The following is an 18,202-nucleotide window of genomic DNA, read 5'->3' as shown; positions in this document are numbered from 1 at the left end:
GTCCCCGCCCTGATCCCCGACCTTGCCTGCCGGCCCCACATGCGATGGGCCGTGCACAGGCCCGAGGGCCGGGAAGGGCGACGATGGACAACAAGGGCGGCGGATTTCCCTGGACCAGCTTGGCGGTGCTGGTCGCCTTTGTCACCAGCACCCAGCTGGTGCCTCATGCTTTCGATCAGCTGCGGCCGGCCGAGAAGGAGCGGGCGCAAGCGGTCACCGCGGCCGATCTGGAGGTCGAGGCGCGGCTCTGGGAGGACCCTTTTGTTGCCGTGCGCCGCCACGAGTCCGAGCGCCTGGAGCGCTGCGACAAGCTCTACAAAGACGCGGCCAAGGCCACCGATTGCAAGCTCAAGTCGGTGGCGGCGCTGCGCACGCCCAAAGAGCTGTCGCGGCGCCTGATGGGCGACGACGATCTGGATTCCAGTGAAACCCTGGTGCTGGTGGCCCTGGTGCCTGGCAATGCCTTTGTCGGCGCCGAAGAAGGGCGGCGGCGCACGCGCTATGCCGTGTTGGCGGGCCTGCAGGCCAAGGGTTATGTGCCGGACAATGCCGAGCGTCTGGGCCTGCTGCAGCTCGATGAGTCCAAGCTCAGTGCCCAGCCGGCTGCCAGCGACGGCGCGCGGCCCGGTTTGCTGGTGCCTTATGAGTTGCTGTCCGCCAGCGCCCTGAGTGCGGCAGTGGCCACGTCCTCGCCGGCGCGCCCCGTGCAAGCGGCGTCTGGCGTGCCCGACATCGCCGATGCTTCGCGTTACAGCCAGGTGGTCTTGCTCTGGGTGGATGAGACGGCCCTGCCTACGCGCAAGTTGGACTCGCTGGCCTTGATGCTGCACGCCTTGTTCGAGCCCTGGGTGTCCGCCCGGCAAGCGCCTCCGCCATTGGCGGTGATTGGCCCGTCCACCACGGACGCCTTGCGTGTGGCCCTGGCTGATTTGCGCAGCGGCGCTTGGCGCCATGGCCCGGGGCGCGCCTCACGCGAGAGCTGTGCCCTGCCGGCCGGCCAGCGACCATTGGCCCAAGCGCCGTCCACGCAGGACCCTTCCCTGGACGGCTATTGGCATCTCTCCCGTGCCTTGCTCCTGAGCCCCTTTTCGACCGCCAGTGACGACATGCTCAGCGAGCTGGGCGGCAGCAGCCTGGAAGACTACATCGCCTGGCGTTTTTGTCGTTTGCAAGGCGGCCGCCAGGACCCGCCGGTGCGACTGATTCGCAAGATCAGCAGTGACAAGGAATTGCTGGCCCAGTTGACGGGCGAGCTGAGCCTGCGCCTGGCGGCCAGCAAGGACTCGCCCCAGCGCGTGGTGCTGATCGGCGAGCGCGACTCGCTCTATGCCCAGGCCTTGGTCGGTCAGCTGCGCGCCAAGCTATCTCAGAACCCGGCTTTGCAGCTGGAGGAGCTGTATTTCTTCCGCGGTCTGGACGGGGTCACCACACGCGACGCCGGCCGCGACGACGGGCGGTCGGGCGCAGGCGCTGGCAAGAGCGATGCCCAGGCCCGTATCGAGTGGCCCGAGGCCCGCGATCAACTCGACTATCTTCGCCGCCTGGCCCAGCAGCTCCAGCGCAGCGAGGCCAAGGTCGGCGCCGTGCCTATTGGCGCCATCGGCCTGATGGCTAGCGATGTGCATGACAAGCTGCTCCTCTTGCAGGCCTTGCATGAGAGCTTTGCCGACAAGGTGTTCTTCACCACCGATATGGACGCGCGTTTTCTGCATCCGCGCACCCAGACCTTCACCCGCAATCTGCTGGTCGCTTCCAGCCTGCCCTTGGAGTTCCCGCGCCTGCCTTCAGCGCACTGTCAGGCGGTGGCGAATCGGGTCGGCTTGCCTGCGCCCGATCTGGCCGCCGGCAACCCGCCCTGGCGTGATGTCTACCAATCCTCGGCTTACCTGGCAGCGCGGCATGCCGGCTGCCGAAGCAAGGCTTGCCGGGCGGTCGAAGACTGCGCGGCCGAGGAAGCGCTGGATCGCCCTTCGCTCTATGAGGTGGGCCGAAGCGCTGCCGTTGCCCTGAGCGGTTACGCCTTCGAGCGCCGGCCGGCGAGCAAGCCCTATGCCGTGCGCTTGGTGGCGGTGGCCCTGCCGGTGCTGATGCTGCTGGGCTTGCTGGTCTGGCCCGGCACGCCGGTGCTGCGCTGCATCAAGCGACGTTGGGCGGAGGCTGCGCAGGATCCGGCTGGGGGCGTGCTTGCGCCCAGCATTTCCCTGCCCGAGCTGGGCTTTGTGTCGCTCTACGCCTGGCTGTTCTTCTTCACTTTGGTCAGCTTGAGCGAGATGCTCTGGCCCGGCCGCCTGAGTTTCGCGCCCGGCATGCTGGGCTTGAGCCTGGGAAGTACCTTGCTGTTGCTGCTGTCACTGGCGCCCGAGCATCGTTTCGGGTTCCGCACCGGGCTGGCGATGGCACCGGGCGCACACCGGGTTCTTCGGGGTCTGTGCTGGTTGAGCCTGCTGCTGCTGTGGGGGCTGATGCTGCGCCAAGCCGCCCCCACGCCTTGCCAGAACTGCGAGCCCTTGGCCTGGCTGGAGGGCATCAGCGCCTGGCCCTCGCACCTGATCCATTTGCTGGCCTTGCTGGCCATCGTCGACACCCTGGATGCCACCTGGTCGCGCAGCGTGCATGGCATGGCCGAGGAAAGCGCTTGGTTGCGCCTGCCCGAGCAAGCGCCCAAGCGCGCCGGGGTGGCGGCGCGTGAAGGCGGGCTGCGTTTCATGCGCCGGATCTGGTCGCGGCATCTGAGCGTGGCAGGCTGGCATGCGCCGGCCGGCGGCAGCGTGGACTTCCGCATCCTCTGGCATCAGTACGGCCGGCGCGGCAGCCGCGTGCCGCGGGCCTTGCGCATCCTGCTGGGCTTTGTGCTGACCCTGGCTGTGGTGCTGGGCCTGTTTTTTGGTTTCAGCGATGGGGCCGGTCCGGCTGTGCCGGTGCGCGGCGACGACCACCGGGCACTGATCCGCTTCACGCTCGATGCCATCCTGGTGCTGTTGCCGCTGCTGGTGGTGGCGGTCGGTGATGCGACCATGCTGGCTTGCCGCTTCATCCGCCTGCTCACCGCGGCTCGCACGGTCTACCCCGGCTCCACGTTGGCGTATTTCGCGGCCAGCCTGGGCAGCGCGCATGAGCAGCTGTGGCTGCGCCCCATCGCCGCCGACCCCGCGCTGCGTGCCGACGCGCCGCTCTCGCTGCGCCGCCACAGCCTGCTCGATGACTGGATCGATGTGCAGGTCGTGGTGCGCCGCAGTGCCCGCATCGGTCCTTTGGTGATGGGGCCTTTTGTGGTGCTGACCTTGTTGATCGTTGGGCGCAGCCGCTTGTTCGACAACTGGTCCTTGACCCTGCCCGTGGCCATGGCCGCGAGCGCCTATCTGCTGGGGCTGCTGGCTCTGGCGGTCTTGCTCAAGCAGGCGGCCGAACAGGCGCGCAGCCGGGCGCTGCGCCGCATGGAGGCCGATCTGCGCTGGCTGATGGGCGGCGATGAGGATCAACGCAAGCTGATCGAGCCCTTCAAACGCTTGATGAGTTCGGTGCAAGAGGAGCGCGGCGGCGCCCTGGCGCCGATCTTTGAGCAACCCCTGGTCAAGGCCTTGCTCGTGCCCCTGGGAGGCGCCGGCGGGGCGCAGCTGTTTGAGTATTTCCTGCTGGCACGCTGACCCATAATCGCCGCTGCCACTGCAGCAACGACAACAACAGCGGGCCCAGCATGCACATAGCCATCCTCACCGGCGGCGGCGATTGCCCCGGTCTCAATGCCGTGATCCGGGCCGTCAGCCTGGCCCTGATCCAGCAGTGTGGCGCGCGCGTCAGCGGCGTCGAGCGCGGCTTTCTTGGCCTGATCGAGCAGCGCCTGCGGCCCCTGGCCTTGGCCGATGTGCAAGACATCCTGGCGCAAGGCGGCACCATTCTCGGTACGCACAATCGCTGCGACCCTTTCCATCACTTCGCCGAGGGTGGCGCCGATGTCTCGGCGCGCGTGCTGGACTTCGTTCGGACCCAGGGCATCGATGCCCTGGTTGCCATTGGCGGCGATGGCACCATGGCGATTGCCGAGCAATTCAGCCGTTTGGGCCTGCCGGTGGTGGGCGTGCCCAAGACCATCGACAACGACCTGTTCCTGACCGAGCGCAGTTTCGGTTTCGACAGCGCCGTGGCGGTGGTGTCAGAAGCACTGGACCGGCTGGAGACGACAGCGCGCAGCCACGGCCGGGTCATGATTGCCGAGACCATGGGGCGCAATGCTGGCTGGATTGCGCTGGAAGGCGGTCTGGCGGGCGGGGCCGACGCCATCCTGCTGCCCGAGCTGCCTTACCGGCTGGAGGCGGTGATCGAGCATTGCAGGCGCCGCACGGCCGGTGGCGGCCATGCCTTGATCTGCGTGGCCGAAGGGGCGCACGCCCAGGCGCAAAGCCAGGTGGTGCGGGCACTGTTGAGCGATAGCCCTGACCCGGTGCGCCTGGGCGGCATCGGTGCGGTGCTGGCGCAGCAACTGCAGCAGGCCTTGGGGGAAGACGGCGAGGTCGAAGTTCGCTCCACCTTGCTGGGCCATGTGCAGCGTGGCGGCACACCCACGGCTTTTGATCGCGTGCTGGCCACGCAGTTCGGATGGGCTGCGGCCCAGCTGGTGCGCGAGCGGCGCTTTGGCCGCATGGTGGCCTTGCAGGGGGCCGAGTTCACCAGCGTGCCCCTGACCGATGTGGCGGGGCGCAACCGGCTGGTGCCGCTGGATCACCCCTTGCTGCAAGCGGCTCAAGGCCTGGGGCTCTGTCTCGGTCAGTGAAGCGGCGGAGCTGCTTTCAGCGGCGCCGGTTCAAAAGGTGCTCGCATTCGGGTACATCGCAGTTGTCGCAGGCCCAGCGCCATTCGGGCAAGGCGTCCTGGCGTGCTTGCAGGCGGCTGAACAAGCCCGTGGCCGGTAAGGGGGGAGCCCGCTTGGCCAGCAGCAAGGGTGTGATGGCATTGAGCGCGGCGTCCAAACGCCGTTCGCCGCTGCCGGCCACCACCGACCAGCCCAGGCCGGCGCTCATCAAGGCACGACGCACGGCGGCGTCCACCGGCGCGCGCACATGGGCACCGTCGCGCTGCAGGCCATCGGCCACCCAAGGCAGGTCTAGCGCGGTCAGCAGGGTCAGGGCGCAGCGGCGATGAAAGGCCAGGCCAGCGTCGAGCAAGGATCGGTCGGCAAACAGCAGCTCGCTGTAGACGGCCGTCATCAAGGGCGTGGTGTCGCAGAGCACCAGATCGGCCGTCAGGGCCAGGGCCTCGCAGCGTGCGGCCTGAGCCTCGGCAATAGCGGCCTGTTCCTCGGGCCGCGGCGTGCGGCCGGCCGCTTCGCACCATTCACGCAAGACCTCGGGTGCGAGCGCACAGCGCAGGCCGGTGGCCGCGTTCAGCGCCGCTTGGAGGGCCTGAGCGAGGCTCGACTTGCCGGTGCTTTCCGCACCGACGATGGCGATCAGCAGGCCGGGCACAGTCTGCTGAGTTTCAGGCCAGAGCCTGGCGCGAAGCCGGCGACGTGCCTTGTTGCAGCTGCTGCGCCCAGGCGCGCCAGCCGGCCACCGACATGGGGATGAAGACGGCGTACAGCAGCACCGTCAACCAGTAGCCTTTGTAAGCAAACAAGGCCACGCTGACGCCATTGACCAGCACCCACACGCCCCAGTTCTCCTGGTACTTGCGTGCCAGCAGCCATTGGCCCAGCAAGCTGGCGACGGTGGGGAAGGCGTCCCAGTAGGGCAGCTGGGAGTCGGTCTGGTGCTGGAGAAACAGGCCCAGCAGCGGCCAAGCCAGCAAGGTGGCGAGCACCGACAGGGCCAGGCCTGGTCGGCTCAGCCGCTGTACACGCAAGGCCTGGCCGTCCTCCCCCTTGCCGCGCAGCCACTGCCACCAGCCCCAGAGCGACACGCTGACGAAGACCAACTGCAGGCTGGCTTCGCCGTAGAGCTTGCCGCTCCAGAACAGCAAGAAATACAGCAGGGAGCTGATGATGGCCAAGGGCCAGGCCAGGGCGTGGACGCGCATATTGCAGACCACCATCCACAGGGCCAGCACAAAGGCGATCAACTCGGTCCAGCTGATGGGGCTGCCCAGCAGCTCGAAAGCAGGGGCGAACAGGGGTTGCAGCAGGTGCAGCAAGGCGTCCATGCGGAACGGCGTCTCCTCGAATGGGGTGTGTGGCGGCGCCGCAGCGTGTGAGCGCGTCGGCTCAGCGGCGCACTTGCACGTAGATCTCGTCGGGCTTGATCATGCCCAGCTCGAAGCGCGCTTTTTCTTCGACCATCTCCAGGCCCTCACGCAGATCGCGCAGCTCGGCTTCGAGCTGGGCATTGCGGACGCGGGCCTGTTCATTGGCGGCCTGGACGCTCGCCAGCTCGGCGCGCAGTTGCACGCCGCGAGGCAGGCTGCCCTTGCCCATCCAAAGCTGGTACTGGATCAGCATGAGAAAGGCCGCGAGGATGACGCCGAGTGTTTTCACGCGCGCAGTTTAGCCGAGGCGCGAGAAGATGAAAAAACGCCGCGAGACCGGGCGGTCTGGCGGCGTTCGCGGCACACAGCCACTCGCTGCGGAGTGGCGGGCAGGATCACTTCAGGTTGTAGAAGGCAGCGCGACCGGGGTACACGGCCACATCACCCAGGTCTTCTTCGATGCGCAGCAGCTGGTTGTACTTGGCCATGCGGTCCGAGCGCGACAGCGAGCCGGTCTTGATTTGGCCGGCGTTCAAGCCGACGGCGATGTCAGAGATGGTCGAGTCTTCGGTTTCGCCCGAGCGGTGCGAGATCACGGCGGTGTAGCCGGCGCGCTTGGCCATCTCAATGGCGGCGAAGGTTTCGGTCAGAGTGCCGATCTGGTTGATCTTGATCAGGATCGAGTTGGCAATGCCCTTCTCGATGCCTTCTTTCAGGATCTTGGTGTTGGTGACGAAGAGGTCGTCGCCAACGATCTGCACATTCTTGCCCAGACGATCGGTCAGCAGCTTCCAGCCGTCCCAGTCGCCTTCGGCCATGCCGTCTTCGATCGAGATGATGGGGTACTTGTCGACCCAGGTCGCCAGCATATCGGTCCATTCCTGGGCCGTCAGCTGGATGCCACCTTCGCCTTCGAGCACGTACTTGCCGTCCTTGTAGAACTCGCTGGCGGCGCAGTCCAGGCCGATGGCGATCTGCTCGCCGGCGGTGTAGCCAGCCTTGTCGATCGCGTCCAGGATCAGCTGGATGGCGGCTTCATGGCTTTCCACGCTGGGCGCGAAACCACCTTCGTCACCCACGGCGGTGGAGATGCCCTTGTCGTGCAGGATCTTCTTCAGCGCGTGGAAGACCTCGGCGCCCCAGCGCAGGGCTTCACGGAAGCTCGGTGCGCCCACGGGGATGATCATCAGCTCTTGCAGATCGAGGCTGTTGTTGGCGTGCGCGCCGCCGTTGATGACGTTCATCATCGGCACGGGCAGCTGGTTGCCGTTCATGCCGCCGAAGTAACGGTACAGGGGCAGACCCGACTCTTCGGCCGCAGCGCGGGCCACGGCCATGGACACGGCCAGCATGGCGTTGGCGCCCAGGCGGCTCTTGTTCTCGGTGCCGTCCAGGTCGATCAGGGTGCGGTCCAGGAAGGCTTGCTCGGAGGCATCCAGGCCCAGCACGGCCTCGGAGATTTCGGTGTTGATGTGTTCGACGGCTTTGAGCACGCCCTTGCCCAGATAACGGCTCTTGTCACCGTCACGCAGTTCGATCGCTTCGCGCGAGCCGGTCGAGGCGCCCGAGGGCACGGCGGCACGGCCCATCACGCCGGATTCCAGCAAGACATCGCATTCGACGGTCGGGTTGCCGCGGCTGTCCAGAATTTCGCGGCCGACGATATCAACAATGGCACTCATTCAAGCTCTCCAAAAGGTCAAAAATTCGGGTTCGGCGCGCATCTTGCCAGCTGGCAGTTACCGGCGCTGAACAATCTTGCACAGGGTCCGCCCGTCAAGGCGGGCGATCCAATTCAGGCCGAGAAGTCGTTCTCGAGCAAAGGCTGGCTCTTGACCACGCGGTCCAAGGCCACCAGCTGTTCGAGCAGGGCGCGCATGCGCTGCAGCGGCACGGCATTGGGGCCGTCGGACCAGGCCTCGGCCGGGCGCGGGTGGGTTTCCATGAAAAGGCCCGCCACGCCTGCGGCCACGCCGGCGCGGGCCAGCACCGGCACCATCTCGCGGGCGCCGCCGCTGCTGGTGCCTTGGCCACCGGGCTTCTGCACCGAGTGGGTCACATCGAACACCACCGGCGCGCCGGTCTTGCGCATCTCGGCCAGGCTGCTCATGTCGGCCACCAGATTGTTGTAGCCGAAGCTCACGCCGCGCTCACAGGCCAGGAAGCGGTCTTCCGACAGGCCGGCTTCGCGTGCCGCGTCGCGGGCCTTGTCGATGACATTCTTCATGTCCCAAGGGGCCAGGAATTGGCCCTTCTTGATATTGACCGGCTTGCCCGACTTGGCGACTGCACGGATGAAATCCGTTTGGCGGCAGAGGAAGGCCGGAGTCTGCAGCACGTCCACGACGCTGGCGACTTCCGCCACCTGGGCCTCATCGTGCACGTCCGTGATGATGGGTAGCTGCAGCTGGCGGCGCACTTCATCGAGGATCTTCAGGCCAGCATCGATACCGACGCCGCGCTTGGTCGAGCCCGAGGAGCGGTTGGCCTTGTCGAAGGAACCTTTGTAAATCAGCGGAATGCCCAGAGCCGTGCAGGCTTCCTTGAGTTGCCCCGCCACTTCGAGAGACATTTCCAGGCCCTCGATCGAGCAGGTACCGGCGATCAGGAAGAAAGGTCGGTCAATGCCGACCTCAAAACCGCAAAGCTTCATGGGCAGGTTTCCTTCAGGCCTGTTTGTGGTTCAGTGCCGCCTTGATGAAGGCGATGAACAGCGGGTGGCCGTCCCAGGGGGTGGACTTGAATTCGGGGTGGAATTGCACGCCGACATACCAGGGGTGCACCTCGCGCGGCAGCTCCACCATCTCGGTCAGCTTCTCACGCTGGGTGATGGCCGAGATCACCAGGCCAGCCTTTTGCAGCTTGTCCAGGTAATGGGTGTTGGCTTCGAAGCGATGGCGGTGACGTTCGCTGACCACGGGGCCGTAGATGTCAAAGGCCAAGGTGCCGGGCGCCACGTCTGAGCTTTGAGCGCCCAGGCGCATGGTGCCGCCGAGGTCGCTCTTTTCGTCGCGCTTCTGGATCGAACCGTCGGCGTCCTGCCATTCGTCGATCAGGGCGATCACGGGGTGCGGGGTTTCGGGTTCGAACTCGGTCGAGTTGGCGCCGCTGAGGCCGGCCATATTGCGGGCGTACTCGATGGTAGCAACCTGCATGCCCAGGCAGATGCCTAGATATGGCACCTTGTGTTCACGGGCGTACTGGGCCGCCAGGATCTTGCCTTCCACGCCGCGCTTGCCGAAGCCGCCGGGCACCAAGATGGCGTCGAACTGCTTCAGCTGCGAGATGTTCTCGGCGCTGAGCATTTCTGAGTCCACGTACTCGATGTTGACGCGCGAGTGGTTGTGGATGCCAGCGTGGCGCAGGGCCTCGTTCAGCGACTTGTAGGAATCGCTCAAGTCGGTGTACTTGCCGCACATGGCAATGGTCACGTCCTTGGCGGGGTTCTCGACCTCGCTGACCAGGGTGTCCCAACGCTTCAGGTCAGCCGACTTGGTGTTCAGTTGCAGCTTGGTGCAGATCAGCTGGTCCAGGCCCTGCTCGTGCAGCATGCGCGGCACTTTGTAGATGGTGTTGACGTCCCACATGGAGATCACACCGTACTCGGGCACATTGGTGAAGAGCGAGATCTTTTCGCGCTCGTCATCGGGGATGCGGCGGTCGGCGCGGCACAGCAGGGCATCCGGTTGAATGCCGATCTCGCGCAGCTTCTGCACCGTGTGCTGGGTCGGCTTGGTCTTCAGTTCGCCAGCCGCAGCAATCCAAGGCACATAGGTCAGGTGCACGAAGGCGACATTGTTCGGGCCGGCCTTCAAGCTCATCTGGCGCGCCGCTTCGAGGAAGGGCAGGGATTCAATGTCGCCGACCGTGCCGCCGATTTCCACAATCGCCACATCAACCGCATCTGGGGTGCCGGCACCGGCGCCGCGACGGACGAAGTCCTGGATCTCGTTGGTGATGTGCGGAATCACCTGCACCGTCTTGCCGAGGTAGTCACCGCGGCGTTCCTTCTCCAGCACGGACATGTAGATCTGTCCGGTGGTGAAGTTGTTGGCGCGCTTCATGCGCGTGGTGATGAAGCGCTCGTAGTGACCCAGATCCAAGTCCGTTTCGGCGCCGTCTTCGGTCACAAAGACTTCGCCATGCTGGAACGGGGACATCGTGCCCGGATCAACATTGATGTACGGATCCAGTTTGATGAGGGTGACCTTGAGGCCGCGCGATTCGAGGATGGCAGCCAGTGAGGCTGATGCGATGCCCTTGCCGAGTGAGGACACCACACCGCCTGTGACGTAGACGTACTTGGTCATGTCGTGCAGCGTTCTCGTGAAAAACGCTGTGGTGGTAAAGCGCGATTATAGCGAGGCCCGGCGAGTCGCTCGAGCGCGGGCCTGCGATTCAGGCTTGGCCTGGCGTGGCAGGCTGCATGGAATCCAGCAGTTGAAGCACCTGGGCGGCGGTGTCGTCGGGCCGCTCGAAGGGGAACAGATGGCTGCCTTCCAGCCAGCGAAAATGCTGGCGGGCCAAGGCCTTGCTGGCTGCCACGCCGCCCTGGCGCATTTCATCCGACTGGGTGCCTGCAATGATGCCGATCGGGCAGCGCGGAGCTTGTTTGCGCAGCAGGCTTCCCAAATGATGGGGCAGGGTGTTGTAAATGCGGGTCTCGATCTCGCGGTGGAAACGCAGACGGGTCAGGCCCTCACGGTCCTCGAAGCCGCCGTCGATATAGTCCTTTAGCACGCGTGGGTCCCAGCGGGCGAACTTGTGCTTGGACGAGAAGTGCTCTTGCACCGCCGCCCGGTTGGGCCACTCGTGGCGGCGCTGGCGGGCCACCTTGCCCGGCGACACCCGCTGGATCAGCCCGGTCGCCTTGGCCATGTGCACGCTGTGGGCGCGCCAGCCGCTGATCACCGGCGAGTCCAACATCACCAGGCTCTGCACCAAGTCCGGCCGTTTGCAGGCCACCATCAAGCTCATCAGGCCCCCCAAGGAATGGCCGACCAGGCTGACCGGCCCGCTGGGTTTGACCTCGTCGGTGATGAAGGCGATCAACTCGTCGCGCAGATGCGGCCAGTTGCTGCTGACCGGATAGGCCGGGTTGTGGCCGATCTGGGGCAGGGCGTGCACGGTCCAGCCGGCGCGGCGCCAGGCCTCGAAGTGCAGGCGGTAGCAGGCGGCACCGAAGCCGTTGGCGTGGGAGAAGACGAGGGTGCGGTTCATTCCTGTGGGCGTTTGGCTTGCGTGGCTACTCGGTCTGGCTCAGCTTCTTGAGCCGGTAGACCAGGTCCAGCGCTTCGCGCGGTGTCAGCGTGTCGGGGTCCACATCATTGATGGCCAGGCTCAAAGCGCTTGTCGCTTGCGAGACAGGCAGTGGCTCGGGCGCGGCCGGCGGCGGCGCGAACAGATCGATCTGGGCCTGGCCTTCTCCGGCCTTGGCCTCCAAGGCTTCCAGCGTGGCGCGTGCCTGGCGCACCAAGGAGGCCGGCATGCCGGCCAGACGCGCCACCTGCACGCCATAGCTGCGGCTGGCCGGGCCGGGCTGGATCTCGTGCAGGAAGACGATGCTGTCGCCGCTTTCGACCGCGCCGACATGGCAGTTGATCGCTTGCGGGTGCTTGCTCGGGAACTCGGTCAGCTCGAAATAATGGGTGGCGAACAGCGTGAAGGCGCGGCTCTTGTCGTGCAGATGGCTGGCGATGGCGCCGGCCAGGGCCAGGCCATCGAAGGTAGAGGTGCCGCGGCCGATCTCGTCCATCAACACCAGAGACTGTTCTGTGGCGCTGTGCAGAATCGCCGCGCCCTCGGTCATCTCCAGCATGAAGGTGGACTGGGCATTGGCCAGGTCGTCGGCCGCGCCGATGCGGGTGTGGATGGCATCCATGGGCCCCAGCCGGCAGGCGCTGGCCGGCACATAACTGCCGATCGCGGCCAGCAGGCTGATCAGGGCCACCTGGCGCATGAAGGTGCTCTTACCGCCCATATTCGGGCCGGTGATGATGGCCATGCGGGTGCGCGCATCGAGCCGGCAGTCATTGGCCATGAACTCGCCCGCGCCGGTCTCGCGCAGCCGCGATTCCACCACCGGATGACGGCCCTGGATGATGTCGATGCAGGGTTGGTTGACGAACTCGGGGCGGCACCAGTTCAGGGTCGAGGCTCGCTCGGCCAGGGCGGCCAGGGCATCGAGGCTGGCCAGGGCCCGGCCCAGGGCGGACAGCGGCTTCAGCTCTTCGACCAACTGGTCCAGCACCAGCTCGTAGAGCAGCTTTTCTCGGGTCAGCGAACGTTCTTGGGCCGACAGCGCCTTGTCTTCGAAGGTCTTGAGCTCGGGCGTGATGTAGCGCTCGGCGTTCTTCAAGGTTTGGCGACGCTGGTAGTCCAACGGCACCTTGTCGACCTGGCCTTGCGTCACCTCGATGTAGAAGCCGTGCACCTTGTTGTACTGCACACGCAGATTCGGAATGCCGGTGCGGGCGCGCTCACGAGTTTCCAGGTCGAGCAGGAAGGCATCGCAGTTGTTCTGGATGGCGCGCAACTCGTCGAGCTCGGCATCGAAGCCGCCGGCGATCACGCCGCCATCGCGCACCAGCACGGCGGGTTCTTCGGCGATGGCACGGCTCAGCAGCTCCTCAATATGGGGCGAGGCCAAGAGGCCTTGCGCCAGCTGGTCCAGCAAGGCGCTGCCCCCGGCCGGCACGGTTTGCTGAAGCTCGGGCAGGATGCGCAAGGTGGCGCGCAAGCCGGTCAGCTCTCGCGGCCGCACCTGGCGCAGGGCCACGCGGGCGGCGATGCGCTCGACATCGGAGACATGGCGCAGGGCATCCCGCAGCTTGCCGAATGCGGGCTCAGGACTGGCTTGCAGAAGGGCGGCGATGGCCTCGTGCCGACCCAGAGCTTCGGCGCGCTCGCGCTTGGGGTGCAGCAACCAGTGGCGCAGGGCGCGGCTGCCCATGCCGCTGCGGCAGCTGTCCAGCAGCGAGAGCAGGGTGGGGCTGGTTTCGCCGCGCAGGGTCAGGGTCAGTTCCAGATTTCGCTGGGTGGCCGGTGGCAGGTCCAGCAAGTCGCCGCTGCGCTGCACGCTGAGCGCACGTACATGGGCCAGGGCCCGGCCCTGGGTGTGCTCGGCATAGCTGAGCAGGGCGGCCGCGGCCGCTTGCGCCGCTGTCATCTGCTGGGCGTTGTAGCCGGCCAGGCTGGCCACGCCGAGTTGCTCGCAGAGCTTGCGCGCACCCAAGGCGGTGTCGAACTGCCAGCTCGGGCGGTTGGTGATGGGCGCTCGGGCGGCCAGCACCGCGGCGGGCTGGCGTTCCCGGTCCACCAGCACCTCGGCAGGGCTCAGGCGAGCCAGCCAGGACGGCAGCTCACGCTCCGTGCACTCGGCCAAGCCCAGCTGGCCCTGGGTGATGGACAACCAGGCCAGGCCATGGGTCTTGCCCTGTTGCACCACGGAGAGCAGCACCGAATCCTGCTTGTCGGCCAGCAACTCGCTGTCGGTGACCGTACCCGGCGTGACCACGCGCACCACCTTGCGCTCGACCGGACCTTTGGAGGTGGCTACATCACCGACCTGCTCGGCAATCGCCACCGCCTCGCCCAGCTTGATCAGCTTGGCCAGGTAGCTCTCTAGCGCATTGACCGGCACGCCGGCCATCACCACCGGCTCGCCGGCGCTCTGGCCGCGGGTGGTCAGTGTGATGTCGAGCAGCTGGTTGCACTTGCGCGCGTCGTCGAAAAAGACCTCGTAAAAGTCGCCCATGCGGAAAAACACCAGCTCCTCGGGGTGCTCGTGCTTGATGCGCAGGTACTGCGCCATCACCGGCGTGTGGGCAGAAAAATCCGGGGCGTGGCTCATGGTCGTGATGCGGGCGGCAGTGATGCGGGCGTCAGAAATGAACAAAGCCCTCGGACGGAGGGCTTTGTCGGTCAGGGGTGCTGAGACAGCTCAGCGCGCAGTTTAAGCGCCTTCGCCGCCCAACTCGTCCTTGCGGATGCGCACAGCGGCGCGCTTCTTCGGCGCGGCCGCAGCCAGAGCAGCAGCAGGCGAGAGCTCTTCGCCGGCGTCTGCGGCTGGCTTGGCTTCGCTGCCAGCCTCTTCGGCTGCGATCACACGGGTGTAGGGTGCGAGGATCTGCACCAGCTGGCCGTAGATCTTGGGGCTGCCGGCCACCACTTCGCGCTGGTGCAGGAAGTCGGACTCACCGGTGAAGTTGCCGATCAGGCCACCGGCTTCGGTGATGATCAGCGAACCAGCGGCCACATCCCAGGGCTGCAGGCCGGTCTCAAAGAAGGCGTCGTAGTAGCCAGCAGCGACATAGCAGAGGTCCAGCGCGGCCGCGCCCGGGCGGCGCAGGCCGGCGCATTCGACCATCACCGCTTCGAACATCTTCATATAGCGCTTGAAGTTGTCGCCGCGGCGGAAGGGGAAGCCGGTGCCGATCAGAGCGTCGCTCAAGCGGGTGCGCTTGGACACGCGCAGGCGGCGGTCGTTCAGGAAAGCGCCGCGGCCCTTGGTGGCGTAGAACAGGTCGTTGCGGGTCGGATCGTAGACGACGGCCTGCTGCACCACGCCGCGATGTGCCAGCGCGATCGACACGCAGTACATGGGCAGGCCGTGGATGAAGTTGGTGGTGCCGTCCAGGGGATCGATGATCCAGACGAATTCGGAATGCTTGGCACCGTGCTCACGGCCGGACTCTTCGGCGAGGATGCCGTGGTCGGGGTAGGCCTGGAGCAGGGTTTCGATGATGATCTTTTCCGCCGCTTGGTCCACCTCGGTCACGAAGTCATTGGGCGACTTGGTGTTGATCTTCAGGATATCGAGGTCCATCGAAGCGCGGTTGATGATGGCGCCTGCTGCACGTGCAGCCTTGATGGCGACATTGAGCATGGGATGGAGTGAAGCTTGCTGCGTCATGCGTGAAACCTTGCCTGAAGAAGGAGTGAGGTGGACTGGCGAAGAAAAAGAGCGGTTCCTGAAAGCGCAGCGGCACCGCTGGAGGGCTGCTGGCCTAGGATAATCCCGCATTTTAACCGAGGCGGGCGGTTTGCCTAGTGTTTCCTCGGTTTACTCTTGATTGACCGAAGCGGCCCGCGTTGATATGACACGTTTTGTCCTGATCCAGACCAGCCACCCCGGCAATGTCGGTGCCACGGCGCGAGCCATGAAGGTGATGGGTTTTTCCGAGCTGGTCTTGGTGCGGCCTCGCTTTGCCGATGTACTGAGCCAGGAGGACACCGTGGCCATGGCCAGCGGCGCGGCCGACATCCTGGCGCGGGCCCGCATCGTCGACAGCCTGGACGAGGCTCTGGACGGCGTGACCTTCGCCTGCGCCACCGCCATGACGCCGCGCGACTTCGGGCCGCCGGTGCGCGAGCCCCGTTCCTTGTTTGCCGAGCTGGCAGCCTCCGAACACAAGCTGGGCCTGGTCTTCGGTTCCGAGCGATACGGCATGAGCAACGAGGACGTTTACCGCTGCCATGCGGTGCTGTCGATCCCGACCCACCCCGACTACGGCTCGCTGAACTTGGCACAGGCGGTGCAATTGCTGGCCTACGACTGGCGCCAGGCCTTGGGTGGCTTTGCGGTGGCCGCTCGCACGCCGGACCCGAATTTGGCCGATGCCCGGGCGGTCCAAGGCTTGCTGACGCATCTGCAGGCTTCGCTGGAGCAGATCGGCTTTCTCGACCCGGCAGCGCCGCGCAAGCTGATGCCACGCCTGAACCAGCTGTTCAACCGCGCGCAGCTGACGGCGGAGGAGGTGCACATCCTGCGCGGCATTGCCCGCGCCATGGTGGAGCCGCCGCGTGCCAAGGGCTGAGTACGTCCATTCGAAGTCGCCGCTAAACTGGCCGACCCTTGTTTCTTTCGAGTCACAGCCCTTCATGTTTCAGCGCCTACGCGAAGACATCGCCTGCATTCTTGAGCGCGATCCCGCCGCCCGTTCGACTTGGGAGGTGCTGACCTGTTACCCGGGCCTGCATGCCTTGTGGATGCACCGCCGTGCCAACTGGTGCTGGCGCCACGGCCTGCGCTGGACCGGGCGCTTCATCTCGCATCTGGGGCGATTCTTGACCGGCATCGAAATCCATCCAGGCGCCACCATTGCCCGGCGTGTCTTCATCGACCACGGCATGGGCATCGTCATCGGCGAGATGGCCGAGATTGGCGAAGGCTGCACCATCTATCAAGGTGTGACTCTGGGCGGGACCTCTCTGGTCAAGGGCGCCAAACGCCATCCGACCCTGGAGGCCGGTGTCATCGTCGGTGCCCATGCCTGCGTGCTGGGTGGGTTCACCGTCGGGGCCGGTGCGCGCATCGGTTCGGGCGCGGTGGTCACACGTCCGGTGCCGGCCAATGCCACAGCGGTCGGCAACCCGGCTCGCATCATTGAGGCACAGGCCGATGTCAAGCGTGAGGAGCAAGCCGCCAAGATGGGTTTCTCTGCCTATGGCATCAGCCAGGGTGATGACCCGGTGACCCAGGCCATGCGCGGCTTGATCGACAACGCGGCCAGTCACGATCATCAGATCGCGTTGCTGTGGCAGGCGGTCTGCAAGCTCTCGGCGGCGTCCAAAACCCAGGTGGGGGACTGCGTGCCGGCCGATGCCCAGCAATGCGAGGCCTTCGATGCGGCCTCGCTCAATCAGCTGGTGAAGTGAGGCCTCAGGCTCGCGTTCGTACGGCGGTCTTGGGCCGGAATCCCTTGCAGATCTCGTCGCGGGTTTCCAGATAAGGCCCGCCGATCAAGTCCAGGCAATAGGGCACGGCGGCAAAGATGCCAGGCACGAGGGCACGGCCTTCGGCATCCTTCAAGCCTTCCAATGTCTCGGCAATCGCCTTGGGCTGGCCCGGCAAATTGATGATCAGGGCGCGGCCCCGAATCACCGCGACCTGGCGCGAGAGAATGGCCGTGGGCACAAAGCGCAGCGAGATCTGGCGCATCTGTTCGCCGAAACCGGGCATTTCCTTGTCGGCCACATCCAGCGTCGCTTCCGGCGTGACATCGCGCAGCGCCGGGCCGGTGCCGCCGGTCGTCAGCACCAGCTCGCAGCGCGCCTCGTCCACCAGCTCACGCAGGGTCTGGGCAATCAGCGGGCGCTCATCGGGGATCAGGCGTGCGACGAACTCGATCGGGTTGTGCAGCGCCGCGCTCAGCCAGCTTTGCAGTGCCGGCAAGCCCTTGTCTTCATACACACCGCTGGAGGCGCGGTCGCTGATCGAGACGATGCCGATGCGAACTGGCTCAGGCGTGGGTGGCAGCGGCAGAGGAAGGGGCAAGCCTACGCTCATTCCTCCTCGTCCTCCGCAGCCTCGCCTTCAGCGGCCGGGTTGACGCGCAGGCGCTCGGTCTTGATGAACTGGAAGAGGTCGCGGAAGGCGCGACCGCTGCGCTGCTCGGGCGCGGCTGCGGCGTCCTTGCGGGCCGCCCGCACCAGGCTGCGCAGCTGCTGCACGTCAATGCCTGCATGCTCGGCGATGAAGCTCTGCAGTGCCGCGTCGTCGGCCAACAGGCGCTCGCGCCAGGCTTCGCTCTCGTGCAGGGCCAGGCTGTCCTTGGCATGGCCGAGCTTGTAAGCTGCCACCGCCTCGCGCAGCGGCGCCGGGTCGACCCGGCGCATCAGCTTGCCGATGTACTGCATCTGCCGGCGCCGCCCTTCGTGGGCCGTGATTTTCTTGGCCATGCGCAGGGCGTCCAGCAGGATCTCGGGCAGGTTCAGCGGCTCCAGGCGGCTGGCGGGCAAGGTCATCAAGTCTTCACCCAGGCCTTGCAGATCATGGCTCTCACGCTTCAGCTGGCTTTTGCTGGGGCGGTCGAAGTCGTCGTCGTCTTCGGGCAGATCTTCTTGTGTTCTCATGGTCGTTCTTGGGCGGAAAGAGTTGGGGCAAGGCCTGTCGGGAGATGCCGGGCAGCAAGGCGCTGCGACTCGTATGATTGTCCCCCAGTTCTGAACCCCCGGTTTGAGCGCCCCCTTGTCAGTTGCATGGGCTCGCGAGGGCCGGGCTCCATCTCTTGTTTTAATGCGATCC

At 65.8% G+C, this 18,202-nt stretch carries 15 protein-coding genes; 4 read left to right on the top strand and 11 right to left on the bottom strand.

What is annotated here, in order from left to right:
* The first annotated feature begins 83 nt into the window (after window positions 1–83).
* Together LNV23_RS13915 and LNV23_RS13910 are read left to right on the top strand one after the other, a co-directional pair.
* Complete coding sequence (locus tag LNV23_RS13915; RefSeq protein ID WP_263563505.1) at window positions 84–3,644, top strand: hypothetical protein; 3,561 nt, start codon at window positions 84–86, stop codon at window positions 3,642–3,644.
* 50 nt (window positions 3,645–3,694) lie between these two features.
* Window positions 3,695–4,768, top strand: coding sequence for a 6-phosphofructokinase (locus LNV23_RS13910; RefSeq protein WP_263563504.1), 1,074 nt, complete (start codon window positions 3,695–3,697; stop codon window positions 4,766–4,768).
* Window positions 4,769–4,784: 16 nt separating this feature from the next.
* Here the strand turns inward: LNV23_RS13910 and LNV23_RS13905 are convergent, their stop codons facing one another.
* From LNV23_RS13905 to LNV23_RS13865, 9 genes are all read right to left on the bottom strand, one after another.
* Complete coding sequence (locus LNV23_RS13905; protein ID WP_263563503.1) at window positions 4,785–5,459, bottom strand: AAA family ATPase; 675 nt, start codon at window positions 5,457–5,459, stop codon at window positions 4,785–4,787.
* A 13-nt stretch (window positions 5,460–5,472) separates the two neighbouring features.
* The gene (gene pnuC / locus LNV23_RS13900) at window positions 5,473–6,132 is read right to left on the bottom strand and encodes a nicotinamide riboside transporter PnuC (RefSeq protein WP_263563502.1); all 660 of its coding nucleotides are present in this window, start codon (window positions 6,130–6,132) and stop codon (window positions 5,473–5,475) included.
* A 61-nt stretch (window positions 6,133–6,193) separates the two neighbouring features.
* Window positions 6,194–6,463: a septum formation initiator family protein gene (locus LNV23_RS13895; RefSeq protein ID WP_263563501.1), complete on the bottom strand. Its 270-nt coding sequence runs from the start codon at window positions 6,461–6,463 to the stop codon at window positions 6,194–6,196.
* Between the two features lie 106 nt (window positions 6,464–6,569).
* The gene (eno, locus tag LNV23_RS13890; RefSeq protein WP_263517349.1) at window positions 6,570–7,856 is read right to left on the bottom strand and encodes a phosphopyruvate hydratase; all 1,287 of its coding nucleotides are present in this window, start codon (window positions 7,854–7,856) and stop codon (window positions 6,570–6,572) included.
* Window positions 7,857–7,969: 113 nt separating this feature from the next.
* Entirely contained in the window at window positions 7,970–8,827 is an 858-nt protein-coding gene (gene kdsA / locus LNV23_RS13885; RefSeq protein WP_263563500.1) for a 3-deoxy-8-phosphooctulonate synthase, read from the bottom strand.
* Between the two features lie 13 nt (window positions 8,828–8,840).
* Window positions 8,841–10,484 (bottom strand): CTP synthase, encoded by a 1,644-nt coding sequence (gene pyrG / locus LNV23_RS13880; RefSeq protein WP_263563499.1) that lies wholly within the window; start codon window positions 10,482–10,484, stop codon window positions 8,841–8,843.
* A gap of 88 nt (window positions 10,485–10,572) precedes the next feature.
* Window positions 10,573–11,394 (bottom strand): alpha/beta fold hydrolase, encoded by an 822-nt coding sequence (locus LNV23_RS13875; RefSeq protein ID WP_263563498.1) that lies wholly within the window; start codon window positions 11,392–11,394, stop codon window positions 10,573–10,575.
* A gap of 25 nt (window positions 11,395–11,419) precedes the next feature.
* Window positions 11,420–14,026: a DNA mismatch repair protein MutS gene (gene mutS / locus LNV23_RS13870; protein WP_263563497.1), complete on the bottom strand. Its 2,607-nt coding sequence runs from the start codon at window positions 14,024–14,026 to the stop codon at window positions 11,420–11,422.
* Window positions 14,027–14,128: 102 nt separating this feature from the next.
* Window positions 14,129–15,088 (bottom strand): inositol monophosphatase family protein, encoded by a 960-nt coding sequence (locus LNV23_RS13865; RefSeq protein WP_263517344.1) that lies wholly within the window; start codon window positions 15,086–15,088, stop codon window positions 14,129–14,131.
* 184 nt (window positions 15,089–15,272) lie between these two features.
* Between LNV23_RS13865 and LNV23_RS13860 the strand changes: the two genes are divergently transcribed.
* Together LNV23_RS13860 and cysE are read left to right on the top strand one after the other, a co-directional pair.
* Complete coding sequence (locus LNV23_RS13860) at window positions 15,273–15,992, top strand: RNA methyltransferase (RefSeq protein ID WP_263563496.1); 720 nt, start codon at window positions 15,273–15,275, stop codon at window positions 15,990–15,992.
* 64 nt (window positions 15,993–16,056) lie between these two features.
* Window positions 16,057–16,833: a serine O-acetyltransferase gene (gene cysE, locus LNV23_RS13855; protein WP_411910580.1), complete on the top strand. Its 777-nt coding sequence runs from the start codon at window positions 16,057–16,059 to the stop codon at window positions 16,831–16,833.
* Between the two features lie 4 nt (window positions 16,834–16,837).
* Here the strand turns inward: cysE and mog are convergent, their stop codons facing one another.
* Together mog and yjgA are read right to left on the bottom strand one after the other, a co-directional pair.
* Complete coding sequence (gene mog / locus LNV23_RS13850) at window positions 16,838–17,464, bottom strand: molybdopterin adenylyltransferase (RefSeq protein ID WP_263563494.1); 627 nt, start codon at window positions 17,462–17,464, stop codon at window positions 16,838–16,840.
* Window positions 17,461–18,030 (bottom strand): ribosome biogenesis factor YjgA, encoded by a 570-nt coding sequence (gene yjgA, locus LNV23_RS13845; RefSeq protein WP_263563493.1) that lies wholly within the window; start codon window positions 18,028–18,030, stop codon window positions 17,461–17,463. Before yjgA ends, mog begins: the two co-directional genes overlap by 4 nt.
* Window positions 18,031–18,202: the final 172 nt, after the last annotated feature.

The sequence above is a fragment of the Kinneretia sp. DJ1R-11 genome, assembly GCF_025717595.1.
Lineage (GTDB): Bacteria > Pseudomonadota > Gammaproteobacteria > Burkholderiales > Burkholderiaceae_C > Paucibacter_A.
This window is presented reverse-complemented; position numbering and strand designations above follow the sequence as displayed.

Bases quoted from the DNA above. Each gene is read 5' to 3' on its own strand.
- LNV23_RS13915 (WP_263563505.1), top strand. From the start codon at position 84: ATGGACAACAAGGGCGGCGGATTTCCCTGGACCAGCTTGGCGGTGCTG.
- LNV23_RS13910 (WP_263563504.1), top strand. From the start codon at position 3,695: ATGCACATAGCCATCCTCACCGGCGGCGGCGATTGCCCCGGTCTCAAT.
- pnuC (WP_263563502.1), bottom strand. From the start codon at position 6,132: ATGGACGCCTTGCTGCACCTGCTGCAACCCCTGTTCGCCCCTGCTTTC.
- eno (WP_263517349.1), bottom strand. From the start codon at position 7,856: ATGAGTGCCATTGTTGATATCGTCGGCCGCGAAATTCTGGACAGCCGC.
- kdsA (WP_263563500.1), bottom strand. From the start codon at position 8,827: ATGAAGCTTTGCGGTTTTGAGGTCGGCATTGACCGACCTTTCTTCCTG.
- pyrG (WP_263563499.1), bottom strand. From the start codon at position 10,484: ATGACCAAGTACGTCTACGTCACAGGCGGTGTGGTGTCCTCACTCGGC.
- LNV23_RS13875 (WP_263563498.1), bottom strand. From the start codon at position 11,394: ATGAACCGCACCCTCGTCTTCTCCCACGCCAACGGCTTCGGTGCCGCC.
- mutS (WP_263563497.1), bottom strand. From the start codon at position 14,026: ATGAGCCACGCCCCGGATTTTTCTGCCCACACGCCGGTGATGGCGCAG.
- LNV23_RS13865 (WP_263517344.1), bottom strand. From the start codon at position 15,088: ATGACGCAGCAAGCTTCACTCCATCCCATGCTCAATGTCGCCATCAAG.
- LNV23_RS13860 (WP_263563496.1), top strand. From the start codon at position 15,273: ATGACACGTTTTGTCCTGATCCAGACCAGCCACCCCGGCAATGTCGGT.
- cysE (WP_411910580.1), top strand. From the start codon at position 16,057: ATGTTTCAGCGCCTACGCGAAGACATCGCCTGCATTCTTGAGCGCGAT.
- mog (WP_263563494.1), bottom strand. From the start codon at position 17,464: ATGAGCGTAGGCTTGCCCCTTCCTCTGCCGCTGCCACCCACGCCTGAG.
- yjgA (WP_263563493.1), bottom strand. From the start codon at position 18,030: ATGAGAACACAAGAAGATCTGCCCGAAGACGACGACGACTTCGACCGC.